Source organism: Corynebacterium striatum ATCC 6940 (genome assembly GCF_000159135.1).
Taxonomy (GTDB): Bacteria; Actinomycetota; Actinomycetes; order Mycobacteriales; family Mycobacteriaceae; genus Corynebacterium; species Corynebacterium striatum.
The window spans coordinates 56,603-67,090 of record NZ_GG667519.1 but is presented as its reverse complement, the minus strand read 5'-3'; the positions used below and the strand labels follow the sequence as shown (position 1 = coordinate 67,090).

Here is a 10,488-nt window from a genome sequence, read left to right as displayed (position 1 = left end):
CTTCGCCACTCGGCCAAACGGTGAAGCACTTGTGGCCACTGTTCTAGTAACAGGGGCCTGCGCGCAGGTATTTGTGTCCCCTCTTTTGACACCATTCTTTGATCGAGCAAATCCTTTTACGGTGGCAAAGCTTGGAACAATATTTGAGTGCCTTACTCTCATTTTCTTGTGCGGCTTTCCATCAACGCTCACTCTCATCGCAGGAAATATCGTAGTAGCTACGTTGAGTGGGATTACCATTCCAGCCTATTACGCAATTGCAGATTCAAGCCTAGATGCCTCGGACCAAGCGCGGGCTTTTTCCTACTTGGACACGGCTCGGCTATGTGGCAGCTTCGTAGGCCCTGTACTCGGCGGCGGATTCCTAGACATCGCCTCACTACGCACAGTATTTGCATTGGAGGCCCTAGCCGTCGGGAGCTCAATTATTGTGGTGCAGCGTTTGCAAAGACAAGATTGGCCCCTAGTTCCATCAACTTCCCCCCACACTCTCAAGGCCGAGGCCCCAAGTCCTCTGCACAGCATTGTTGAAGCTCCAAAAATACTTCTTAACAATCCACGTTCGCGTCAGGCGCTGACAAGCATCTGGGCCGCGATTATCTTCACATCGATTTTTAACGTGGCTCTCGTGTTCTTCGCCACTCAGTCCCTGAATACCAGCGGGTTTTTATATGCAATAGTCGCCCAGTGTTTTGTCGTGGGACGGATTTTAGGCGCAAGATTTTCAGCAAGACTTACGAAGGCAAACGCCCTAGCGACCTTGATCAAAAGTGGAATAGGAATGGGGATCTGCATCTCGATCCCAGGCTTTGTGCCCGCGTTATTTCTCTGTATTCCGCTTTTCGCATTGGCTGGAATGTTTAATGGACTCCAAGTGTCTGCTCTAAGAATAGTGGTCGTCAGCGCCGTCGATCCAAAGATTAAGCCCAAAGCGTTAGTAACGATGGGGACGATTAACAATTCGGCAATGCTGGTTGGATACATTGTGGGTGCACCGACGGTATCTGCCGCTGGACCGAACGCTGCATTAATCATCGCCGGCCTCGGCACAGCACTGTTTACTGCGCTTCCTTCGTTATGGAACAAGCTCACAAAGCCGTTCCTCCGAAGTAATTGAATGCCACGATGTGAAAGCTAGCGGCCTGCCAACTCCGCTTGGACCCAGGCCTTATGAGCCTTGCGCTGAGCGGAATACTCAGCCAAGGTCTCGGTGGCTTCTACGCGCCATTTCTTAAACACGAGCATCGACAGCGGCAGCGCCACGAATAGGGCAAGCAGCGCTGCAAGCAGTACGGGAATGGGGAAACCTGCCAGGATGGCGATGAGCTCGATGACCACCGTGAGAAGGATAAAAAGCACCACGCGGGCCAAGCCGTACCTCCAAAGCGCGGCGCGGGAGCGACGGCGCAGCTCAGGGTCCGGCGTCGGCGGCTCTGGGTGGGATGCGGAAGAAGTATCAGTCATGTGGCTAAAGTCTACGCTTTCGATTCCGTAGGATATAACGCATGGGTCGTTTGATTTTACTTGTCTTGGTTGTCCTTGCCGTCTACTTGGTGTGGAAGGCGTTTGGCCCTTCCAGCTGGAAGAAGCCGGAACAGGTCGAGCAGCGCCCAGCCATCAAGGGCCCAGACGACGATGAAGAGTTCCTGTGGAACCTCGAGAAAGAGCGCTTCAAGGAACGCCGCGCCCGCGAGTTGCAGGCCGAGCGGGAAGCCGAGGAGCGCCGCCGTCAACAGCGCCGCGAGAGCCACCGCGACGAGCCTCCGCGCGACGAAACGGACGAGAAGTAGGGTGCATTCTCCGCCGGCGCGGAATGGTCTCCCTCTAAAGGTCCCTCTCTACGGGTAGCTTTACGAGTAACGGCAACCCTGAAAACGCGCTTCATGGTCCCATTGCCCCACAAAGGGACCTAAGCAATGGGACCATGAAGAAAGTGATGGAAAGCTACGCCGCTAAGTGCGCGGCTGGAAGCTCATCTCTAAACCGAGGGCCTCGGCCACCGCGGTGACCTTCTCCCAGCGCACGCCGGTGCCGCCGTGCTCGATGGTGTGCAGAGTGGAGCGAGATACGCCTGCGGCATCGGCCAGTTGCTGCTGCAGGATGCCCAACTCGCGGCGGCGAGCCGCGAACTCCGCTCCGATGGCGAGCAGCTGCGGGTTATCACCCGCCGGTTTGCCCTGTTTATTACGCGGCTTGTGAGTATCCGGCATTAGTTCAGCCCTGCGTAGGAGTGCAGGCCGGAGACAACCATGTTAATGAAGAACAGGTTGAAGATCATGAGCGACGTCGCCGCAATGTTGATCCACGGCGAGAACTTACGCCAGGACGGCGTCGCGCGAGCGTGCAGGTAAGCGGCGTAAAGAATCCAGGTGGCGAAGGAGACGGTCTCCTTCGGGTCCCAACCCCAGAAGCGGCCCCAAGCGGACTCAGCCCAGATGGCACCGAGGACGATACCCAGGCCCAAGGTCGGCAGCGTCACGATGCCCAGACGGTATGCCAGCTGGTCCAGCTTCTTAGCCGAAGGCAGTGGCTTTGCCACCGTTCCAAAGAAGCCATGCTCCTTGCCCTTCGGCTGCCACACGCGCAGCATGCTCAGCAGCGAAGCGATACCGGAGATGATGCCGATAGAAGCACCAAGGGAAACCACGGTCACGTGGATGGGCAACCAGTGCGACTGCAGCGCCGGAACCACCGGTGCCGACTCCGCATACAACTTGGTGGAGCCGTAGAACATCAGCGCCAAGATCGGGGTCAACATCCATGGCCACAGTGTGCGCCACTCTTTACGCTGCATCGCGATGTTAGCCACGATCAGGACACCGGCCGTGACCATCAAGACGTACTCGTAGAGGTTGCCGAATGGGAAGCGGTGCGTTGCCAGACCGCGCAGCACAATCGCGGTTACGTGCAAGACAATGCCGAGCCAGATGAGCATCTGGGTCATGCCGCCGAGCTTGTCAGCCTTTTCCTCACGCACGCGGGCTTCATCAGCGTGGAAAACGGAATCGGAGGTGTCGGCAGGGGTGGCGTCGGCAAGCGCGGCGTCGTCCTCAGGCGCATAAGCGCTGCCGCCCGCAAGCACTGCCTGCTTGGACTCCGCCTTCTTGGCGGCTGCGGCGCGGCGGGCATCGATGACTCCCTGCATGCGACCGTAGTACACCAGCGAAATGAATAGCGCGATGGCGTAAATGACGAAGGCCGTTTGCACGGCAATGTCGGAGAAATTCGACAGATTCTGATCAATCAGCATGTAAAACCTTGCGCTTTAGCTCTCAATAGTTCCTGCATACAATACTCTCGTACGCTATCCACCTCAAACTTTTGGCGGATAGCTTTAATCCTCTACCCAGATCTCGTCTTCTTCGACCTCGTCTGGATCCGGCAGCTCCAGCAGTGCTCGGTGGACTGCGTAGAACTCCTCGGACCAACCAGCACGGTCGGTGCGCGCCAGTCCACCCATCTGGATATCGGTGCCGCCGTCAGCGGCAGGGCTGATGCGCACCCAGATGCGGCGGCGCTTGATCACCAGCGAGCCCACCAAGGAGACAAGCATCAAAAGGGCCGAGACCAAGACCCACTTCTGGAATGGGTCATAAGAAATCTGGTAATTCGCAAACTGGGAGGCACCGTTGAAGGTGACCTTGGTGCCGTCGTCCAACGTCACGGACTCGTTCTGGCTCAGGTTCACGCGGTCAATCTTCTGCAGCTGGCCCGAGTGCACCAGGGAGGAGTCCAGATCGAAGATGGACTGCGCGGTACCGGTATCCAGGCCGGCGTCGCCGCGGTAGATGTCAATGGCCAGTGCCGGATCGGTCAGGCCCGGGTAAGCAGAGGTGAGCAACTGGCCGTTCTCACCGGACCACTGCGCGGTCGGTGCGAAGAGCCCCTGGATGGCGATTTGGTTCTGGCGGCGCTCAAACAAGTCCGGGTACATGCCAGCCGGCGGGTCAAAACGCATGACGCCGGAGGACAGGAAGCGAACTAAGTCATCGGGGCGGAACTGGATGGTCTGGGTGCGCTTCTCACCGTTGGGCCACTCCACCGTCACGGTCGGCGCGTAGCCGTGGCCCTGCAGGTAGACGCGGTTGTGGGAAAGGCGCAGCGGGTGATTCACCCTGAGCTCATAGTCCTTCCAGGAGGAATGATCCGTGTAGATGTCATCGCCCTCCGCGTAGGACACGTTGGAGGTAAACATCTCCGCCTGGCCGTTATCCAGGTAATCCGCCGTGAAGTCATGCGCCACGAAGCAGAACGGGTGGAGCCCGGTGCCGTCGAAAAGCGAGCCTGCGCGGAAGGAGTCATAGTTCGAGGTCGAGGTATTGCAGAACTCAGTGGACTGCTCGAGGCTGGCTTCCTTGCCCTGGGAGCCCGACTCGGTCACCACAATGACCTGGCCTTCATAGTTGACCAAACGGCCCGCGGCCACGGTCAGCAGGATTGCCACGAGAGCGACGTGGAAGATGAGGTTGCACAGCTCGCGGGCGTATCCGCGCTCCGCGGAGAAGGACTTGAGGCCGGCGCGGTCATCTGCGGCGCTCGTCTCCGAAACGCGCCACTTTTTCAGCAGCTTGCGGGTGGCCTCTTCGATCTCTTCCGGGGAATGCTCAGAGTGGCCTTCTGCATGCAGCGGCATCTTGTCCAGGTACTTCGGCGCACGGGTAGGCGGAGTCTTCCATGCCTTGTAGTGCTCCCAGGAACGCGGGATGATGCAGCCCACCAGGGAAATCATCAGGAGGATGAAAATGGCCTGGAACCAGATGGAAGAGAAGACGTCGAAAAGCTGCAGCTTGTCGTAGATCTCCGCTACCTTGCCGTGGGACTCGACAAAGTCCGTGACGTTGGATTCGTTGAGGTCACGCTGCGGCAGCAGCGAACCGGGGATTGCGGCTAGGGCCAGCAGGAACAGCAGCGCCAGCGCGGTTCGCATGCTGGTCAGCCAATGCCATGCTTTACGCAGATAGCTCACTATAAGTTTCATATCTCTCCGTGCCTTCTAAGCCTTATATGCCTTCTAGATCAGCGTCGCGCCGTACTCGACAGTCCACTGAACAGTCCACTGACGAATGAAGTTGATGAAATTACCCCACATGCCGCTAACCAGCGCGAGGCCCACGAGAATCATGGCGATGCCGCCGATGATCTGAATGGTACGAGAGTGCTTGCGCATCCACGAAATGGTGCGCATAGCGCGGGCGGAGCCCAAAGCAACGAGGAGAAAGGGCAAGCCAAGGCCCAAGCAATAACCAATGATGAGCAGGGTGCCGCGCACCGCGGTCATGCCCTGCGTGCCGACGGAAACGGAGATGATAGCCGCCAGAGTAGGGCCCAAGCACGGGGTCCAGCCAAGCGCGAAGACGCCGCCCAGCAACGGTGCGCCGAGCCACGTGGTCCAGCGGCGCGGAGCCATGCGGGTATCCTTCTGCAACACTGGAACCACGCCCATGAACACCACGCCCATGAGGACGGTGATCACGCCACCGACGCGCATGAGCATCTCCGAATTCAGCGTGAGCGCAGAGATCGCACCAAAGACAGAAACGGTAGCGAGCACAAAGACCACCGTGAAGCCCAGGATGAACAGCAAAGCTGCTGCCACCACGGCCCATTGCCGGCGCTTTCCGACGCCCACCCCTAGCTCCGCGTCGTAGCTCACCTCACCACCGACCACGCTGGCCAGGTAAGAGATGTAGCCCGGAACCAAGGGCACCACGCAGGGGCTAGCAAAACTGACCAAACCCGCTGCTGCTGCGGCAAGAATTCCCAGCAGAAGCGGGCCGGCTGCGACGGTATCCGCAAAGGCCTCACCGACACCGGCGGCGAGAATGTGCTCCATTTATTCCTTCTCCAATGAGTCCACGACTGCGAGGACGTCCTTATCGGTGATTTCCCTCAAGAAAACTGCGGCTGGGCGATGCTGCTTGTCCAGCACGATGGTGGTGGGCACCACCGAGGTGGGCACACCACCGAGAGCCGCCGCGGTCTTGAATGGCGGGTCATAGATGGACGGGTACCCAAGGCCGTTGTCCTCGAGGAAGTCACGCGAGATTTCCGGGTTGAAGTCGCGCACGTTGATTCCCAAGACCGTTCCAGTGCCGCGCTTGGTCAGCTCGGCATGGACGTTCTGGAGGTCATCGGACTCGGAGCGGCACGGCGCGCACCACTGTCCCCACGAGTTGAGCACGACGATCTGATCCGAAAAGTCATCCAGGGAAATTGTCTTGCCCTCGTTACGGAGATCTTCACCGGTGAAAGACTTCAGCGGCTTGCGCTGATCCGGCGCGTACGTGATTTCCTTCTGACCGCCCGGAGCAAAGAACTCGAAAGTACCGCCGGTAGCTACGGCATTCTGCGCGTTATCGGCATCTTGACCGCAGCCCGCAAGAGTGGTCGCTGCAACGAGTACAGCTGCCGCCACGGGGAGGAATGTGTTTTTCAAAGCTCTGCCTTAAATCGCCTGTGCAGGTGAAGAATAGAAGATGTCGATCAGCTGGTCGTCCTGGAACACCAGGGAGGTGACCGAAGCCAGATCGCATTCGCGATCCCACGGGGCGTGCGCGAGGCGCTTGCCCAGTGCGGTGCGCTGCACCATCACGATGGGCAGCTGGTGAGAGACGATGATGGCCTCGTGGCCTTCTGCCTTCTGACGTGCGCGCTCGACGGCGTTCATCATGCGCGCGGCAATCTCTTCGAAGGGCTCGCCCCAAGAAGGCTGCAGCGGGTTACGCAGCAGCGGCCAGCGCTGTGGGTTCCACAGCTGGGAGTTCCAGCCCTTGGTGCGCAGGCCCTCAAAGCGGTTGCCAGACTCGATGACGGACTTGTCGATCTCAACGTCAAGGCCGGTGACCTTGGAGATCGGCTGCGCGGTTTCCTGCGTGCGCTGCAGCGGGGAGGCCACCAGGTAGGTGACGTCGTGGCCGCGGAATGCCTCTGCCGTGCGCGCCGCCATGGAGTGTCCACGGGAAGACAGGTGGTAGCCCGGAATGCGCCCGTAGAGAATCTTGTCTGGGTTGTAGACCTCACCGTGACGAACCAGATGGACGATGGTTGTCGACATAAATGTTCCTTTCGCTCTTTACGTGAGCTGCTGCGCTAGTGCGCAAGTAGACTAGCGCACTACTGCGGGCGAACTGCCGCTGCTGCCGCCTGCGCTGCCGGAGCAAGCGCCTTTTCGATTACCTCAAAATCATTGTCGGTCAGGGCGTCCGAAACAAACCAAGTCTCAAAAGCTGACGGCGGAACGTAGACGCCGCCCTGCAAAAGCTCGTGGAAGAACGGCGCAAAGCGCCAAGTATCGGCAGCCTTCATGTCGTCAAAGTTATTGCCCTGCCCCTCTGCGAAGCGGATGGAGAACATCGACGAGGCACGCTGGATGTTGTGGGCCACACCTTCCTTATCCAGGGCAGCGGAGATAAGGCCGGTGAGGCGGTCTGCGTTAGCAGCCAGACGTGGGTAAAGCTCTTCGTTCGCCAGCTCAAGGGACTTCAGGCCAGAAGCCATTGCCACCGGGTTACCGGAGAGCGTGCCCGCCTGGTACACCGGGCCAGCCGGCGCCAGGTAAGCCATGACGTCGGCGCGGCCGCCGAAAGCAGCAGCAGGCAGGCCGCCAGATACAACCTTGCCGAAAGTGACCAAGTCTCCCGCCACATTGTCGACGCCGAACCACCCCTTGTGGGAGGTGCGGAAACCAGTCATGACCTCGTCGAGGATGAGCAGCGCGCCGTCGGCATGCGCGATGTCCTTCAGCGCTGCGTTAAAGCCTTCTACCGGGGCGACGGTGCCCATGTTGCCGGCCGCTGCCTCAGCGATGATGCAGGCGATTTCGCCTGGGTGCGCGGCAAAAGCCTCGCGCACGGCATCGAGATCGTTGTAAGGAACCACGATGGTGTCGGCAGCGGAAGCGCCGGTGACACCCGGGGAGTCAGGAAGGGCGAAGGTGGCCACACCAGAACCAGCAGAGGCCAACAGGGCGTCGACGTGGCCGTGGTAGCAACCGTCGAACTTCAGCACCTTGGCGCGGCCGGTGTAACCGCGGGCTAGGCGCACTGCGGACATGGTGGCCTCCGTGCCGGAGTTGACCAGGCGGACCTGCTCTACTGCGGTGCGCTCCACAATGCGCTCTGCCAGCAGGGTTTCCGCCTCGGTCGGCGCGCCAAAGGAGAGACCGTCGACTGCTGCCTTCTGAACAGCCTCCACGATTGCCGGGTGTGCGTTGCCGTGGATCATCGGACCATAGGAGCTAACCAGGTCGACGTACTCGTTGCCGTCGACGTCCCACAGGCGGGAAGCTTCGCCGCGTGCGATGACGCGGGCCTGGCCGCCGACCGAGCCGAAGGCACGGACCGGGGAGTTCACACCACCTGGGGTGACCTTGGTGGCGCGCTCGAACCACTGGGTGGACTGGGAAACTGGCTGCTGACTCGTATTAGGCATAGCCAACATTGTAACTGTTTTAGCACTATACAAAAGTTGGAGTCTCCTGCGCGTCTTGCAGCACGTTCGCACACTCGCCGTGCGGGCTGTCCACAATGCGGTTACACTGACGGCACCACAAGTTCAGCGCAGGGGGTTGCGCTGGCAAACGTCACAACTTCGGGGGAAGAATTATGCGTTCGCGCTTGCTTATCTGCGTATTGGGTTTGGGCACTACACTGTGCGTTTCCTGCACAACACACGAGACCACTCCAGTAGCCATGCAAGAGGACAAGACGGCTCGACCAACCACCTCAAGCGCCACTGCGTGGGATCCCGGCGCGGCTCCGCAACCCATCACCCGCTTGGCACCAGAGACTTCCGCCACAACGGCACCGGAAGGAGCGGCACCAAACCAGGAGCTGCAATCTGCCGAAAATGCACTCGGCCAAGGCCAACTAGACCAGGAGCACCTGCCTCAAACTCACACTGTCACCGTCCGCGCCCCGGCCCCTGCACCGCGGCCGGCTCCACGTCCAGCGCCTGCGCCGGGACCTGCTTTTCCACAGATGCCCAAGCTGCCAGAATTTCCCGCGCCGGCTCTCCCACCACCGCCAAAGATTCCAACAGCAATCCCGTTACCGCCCGAGGTACAGGGAGGTATCGATCAGATCCCTAAGCCACCACCGCTGCCTCGCCCTGAGGACATCTACATTCCGTTGCCTCACTAACCGCATTAGCGAACTTCGCTAATGCGGTTAGTGATGTGGTGCGTTTTAATGCACCACATTCAGGCCCACGATGCTTAATGCACCACTTTCAGACCCACGATGCCGCCGATGATCATTGCTAGGAAAAGGATCTTCCACACGGTAGCGGCTTCGTGGCCGGCCAGGATTGAATAACTGACAGTGACCACGGCACCGAAGCCGGCCCACACCGCATAGGCGGTGCCCACGGGGATGGTTTTCATGGCCCAGGCCAAGCCGCCCATACGGCTTCGAAAGCACCGGAGGCGATCAGAATGAACCAAGCCATGACTTTTCCTTCTGGCCGTCTTGTCGCGCTACCGGGTACGGCTCCCTCGTCCGGAACGCACAGGCTGCGCGCCTGCGCCTAATCATGGCACACCTGCGCCGGGTAATGGCACACTGGCAGCCATGAAGATTGCATTCCTTGGAACCGGCCGCATGGGTAGCGAGCTTGTCCGCCACCTCATCCCTAACCACGACGTCACCGTGTGGAACCGCACCGCCGAGCGCGCGCAGCCGCTTGTCCGCGAAGGCGCCACTCTCGCCGCCACCCCGGAGGATGCGGTAAAAGATGCTGAGGTCATCATCACTTCGCTGTTCGGCCCGGATGACATCCGAGAGCGTGTTATCGACACCAACCTCATTCCGGAGGGCGTGACCTGGATTGATACCACAACCGTCTCCCCGGAGGCCGCCCGCGAGTTCGCCGCGGCGGTGGAGTCCTACGTCCATGCCCCGGTAGTGGGCTCCCTTGGCCCGGCGCGAAATGGTGAGTTAGGCGTTTACGTGGGCACGCCTGACGACGACCGTCGCGAACAGGCCATGGACCTGGTTGAGCCGTGGGCTGGTGAGAACAAGCTCATCGGTGTGGAATCGGCAGCCACCGCGGCAATTGGCAAGCTGCTTGCCAACTTGGCGCTCGCTGTTACCGCTGAGGGCCTGCTCGAGGCTCTGCAGCTCGGCGAGTCCGAGGGCCTCGACTCTGAAGTCGTTCTGGAGATGCTCGACATCACCGGCTTGGCATTCATCAAGAACATGAAGGGCCCGTTCATCACGGGTGAGCGCAACACCACTCCGGGCGACTTCACTGTCGACGCCCTGTGCAAGGACGCCAAGCTGATGGAGGCTACCTCTTCTAAGCCGCTGCCAGCAGTGCACGCCGCCATCGAACGCTTTGAGGAACAGCAGTCCATGGGCCACGGCGACCAGGACTTCTCTTCCATCTTTGTATTCCGCAACAAGGGCTAGTACGAGCTAGCGGTTGCCGACGATTTCGCGCAGCACCCGCGCCAGCTGCGCGTTATCGCCTGTGTCCTGGCAAAGCCTG

At 59.9% G+C, this 10,488-nt stretch carries 13 protein-coding genes and 1 riboswitch; of the genes, 4 read left to right on the top strand and 9 right to left on the bottom strand.

Translation table 11 applies throughout. The annotated features are described in order from the left end of the window. A partial coding sequence (locus tag HMPREF0308_RS00250) for an MFS transporter (RefSeq protein ID WP_080548582.1) occupies positions 1-1,117 on the top strand: 1,117 nt, incomplete at its 5' end. 17 nt (positions 1,118-1,134) lie between these two features. Here HMPREF0308_RS00250 and HMPREF0308_RS00245 read toward each other — a convergent pair. After that, positions 1,135-1,464, bottom strand: a complete 330-nt coding sequence (locus HMPREF0308_RS00245) for a DUF4229 domain-containing protein (protein ID WP_005527641.1) — start codon at positions 1,462-1,464, stop codon at positions 1,135-1,137. 41 nt (positions 1,465-1,505) lie between these two features. Here HMPREF0308_RS00245 and HMPREF0308_RS00240 point away from each other — a divergent pair, with 41 nt between their 5' ends. Then, positions 1,506-1,790 carry a hypothetical protein gene (locus HMPREF0308_RS00240; RefSeq protein ID WP_005527640.1) on the top strand — a complete coding sequence of 95 codons (285 nt, stop codon included), beginning with the start codon at positions 1,506-1,508 and terminating at the stop codon, positions 1,788-1,790. A 162-nt stretch (positions 1,791-1,952) separates the two neighbouring features. On the opposite strand, the gene HMPREF0308_RS00235 is transcribed toward HMPREF0308_RS00240, so the two are convergent. From HMPREF0308_RS00235 to hemL, 7 genes are all read right to left on the bottom strand, one after another. After that, on the bottom strand, positions 1,953-2,210 hold the full coding sequence (locus HMPREF0308_RS00235; protein WP_005527639.1) for a helix-turn-helix domain-containing protein: 258 nt from the start codon (positions 2,208-2,210) through the stop codon (positions 1,953-1,955). Beyond that, entirely contained in the window at positions 2,210-3,250 is a 1,041-nt protein-coding gene (gene ccsB / locus HMPREF0308_RS00230; RefSeq protein WP_005527638.1) for a c-type cytochrome biogenesis protein CcsB, read from the bottom strand. The genes HMPREF0308_RS00235 and ccsB overlap by 1 nt, the downstream gene beginning before the upstream one ends. An 84-nt stretch (positions 3,251-3,334) precedes the next feature. Beyond that, positions 3,335-4,978: a cytochrome c biogenesis protein ResB gene (locus HMPREF0308_RS00225; protein ID WP_005527637.1), complete on the bottom strand. Its 1,644-nt coding sequence runs from the start codon at positions 4,976-4,978 to the stop codon at positions 3,335-3,337. 33 nt (positions 4,979-5,011) lie between these two features. Beyond that, positions 5,012-5,833, bottom strand: coding sequence for a cytochrome c biogenesis CcdA family protein (locus tag HMPREF0308_RS00220; RefSeq protein ID WP_005527636.1), 822 nt, complete (start codon positions 5,831-5,833; stop codon positions 5,012-5,014). Next, positions 5,834-6,436 carry a TlpA disulfide reductase family protein gene (locus HMPREF0308_RS00215; protein ID WP_005527635.1) on the bottom strand — a complete coding sequence of 201 codons (603 nt, stop codon included), beginning with the start codon at positions 6,434-6,436 and terminating at the stop codon, positions 5,834-5,836. A 9-nt stretch (positions 6,437-6,445) separates the two neighbouring features. Continuing rightward, positions 6,446-7,054 carry a histidine phosphatase family protein gene (locus HMPREF0308_RS00210; protein WP_005527634.1) on the bottom strand — a complete coding sequence of 203 codons (609 nt, stop codon included), beginning with the start codon at positions 7,052-7,054 and terminating at the stop codon, positions 6,446-6,448. A gap of 59 nt (positions 7,055-7,113) precedes the next feature. Next, the gene (gene hemL / locus HMPREF0308_RS00205) at positions 7,114-8,439 is read right to left on the bottom strand and encodes a glutamate-1-semialdehyde 2,1-aminomutase (RefSeq protein WP_005527632.1); all 1,326 of its coding nucleotides are present in this window, start codon (positions 8,437-8,439) and stop codon (positions 7,114-7,116) included. Positions 8,440-8,603: 164 nt separating this feature from the next. Here hemL and HMPREF0308_RS13530 point away from each other — a divergent pair, with 164 nt between their 5' ends. After that, positions 8,604-9,140, top strand: a complete 537-nt coding sequence (locus HMPREF0308_RS13530; protein ID WP_115340842.1) for a cell envelope integrity protein TolA — start codon at positions 8,604-8,606, stop codon at positions 9,138-9,140. Between the two features lie 74 nt (positions 9,141-9,214). Here the strand turns inward: HMPREF0308_RS13530 and HMPREF0308_RS00200 are convergent, their stop codons facing one another. Then, a complete protein-coding gene (locus tag HMPREF0308_RS00200; RefSeq protein WP_370445667.1) occupies positions 9,215-9,382 on the bottom strand; it encodes a DMT family transporter in 168 nt (55 codons plus the stop codon). Between the two features lie 75 nt (positions 9,383-9,457). Next, positions 9,458-9,523, bottom strand: a riboswitch (guanidine-III (ykkC-III) riboswitch). Between the two features lie 46 nt (positions 9,524-9,569). Here HMPREF0308_RS00200 and HMPREF0308_RS00195 point away from each other — a divergent pair. Then, positions 9,570-10,409, top strand: a complete 840-nt coding sequence (locus HMPREF0308_RS00195; RefSeq protein WP_005527627.1) for an NAD(P)-dependent oxidoreductase — start codon at positions 9,570-9,572, stop codon at positions 10,407-10,409. Positions 10,410-10,488 lie beyond the last annotated feature (79 nt).

Bases quoted from the DNA above. Each gene is read 5' to 3' on its own strand.
- HMPREF0308_RS00245 (WP_005527641.1), bottom strand. From the start codon at position 1,464: ATGACTGATACTTCTTCCGCATCCCACCCAGAGCCGCCGACGCCGGAC.
- HMPREF0308_RS00240 (WP_005527640.1), top strand. From the start codon at position 1,506: ATGGGTCGTTTGATTTTACTTGTCTTGGTTGTCCTTGCCGTCTACTTG.
- HMPREF0308_RS00235 (WP_005527639.1), bottom strand. From the start codon at position 2,210: ATGCCGGATACTCACAAGCCGCGTAATAAACAGGGCAAACCGGCGGGT.
- ccsB (WP_005527638.1), bottom strand. From the start codon at position 3,250: ATGCTGATTGATCAGAATCTGTCGAATTTCTCCGACATTGCCGTGCAA.
- HMPREF0308_RS00225 (WP_005527637.1), bottom strand. From the start codon at position 4,978: ATGAAACTTATAGTGAGCTATCTGCGTAAAGCATGGCATTGGCTGACC.
- HMPREF0308_RS00220 (WP_005527636.1), bottom strand. From the start codon at position 5,833: ATGGAGCACATTCTCGCCGCCGGTGTCGGTGAGGCCTTTGCGGATACC.
- HMPREF0308_RS00210 (WP_005527634.1), bottom strand. From the start codon at position 7,054: ATGTCGACAACCATCGTCCATCTGGTTCGTCACGGTGAGGTCTACAAC.
- hemL (WP_005527632.1), bottom strand. From the start codon at position 8,439: ATGTTGGCTATGCCTAATACGAGTCAGCAGCCAGTTTCCCAGTCCACC.
- HMPREF0308_RS13530 (WP_115340842.1), top strand. From the start codon at position 8,604: ATGCGTTCGCGCTTGCTTATCTGCGTATTGGGTTTGGGCACTACACTG.
- HMPREF0308_RS00200 (WP_370445667.1), bottom strand. From the start codon at position 9,382: ATGAAAACCATCCCCGTGGGCACCGCCTATGCGGTGTGGGCCGGCTTC.
- HMPREF0308_RS00195 (WP_005527627.1), top strand. From the start codon at position 9,570: ATGAAGATTGCATTCCTTGGAACCGGCCGCATGGGTAGCGAGCTTGTC.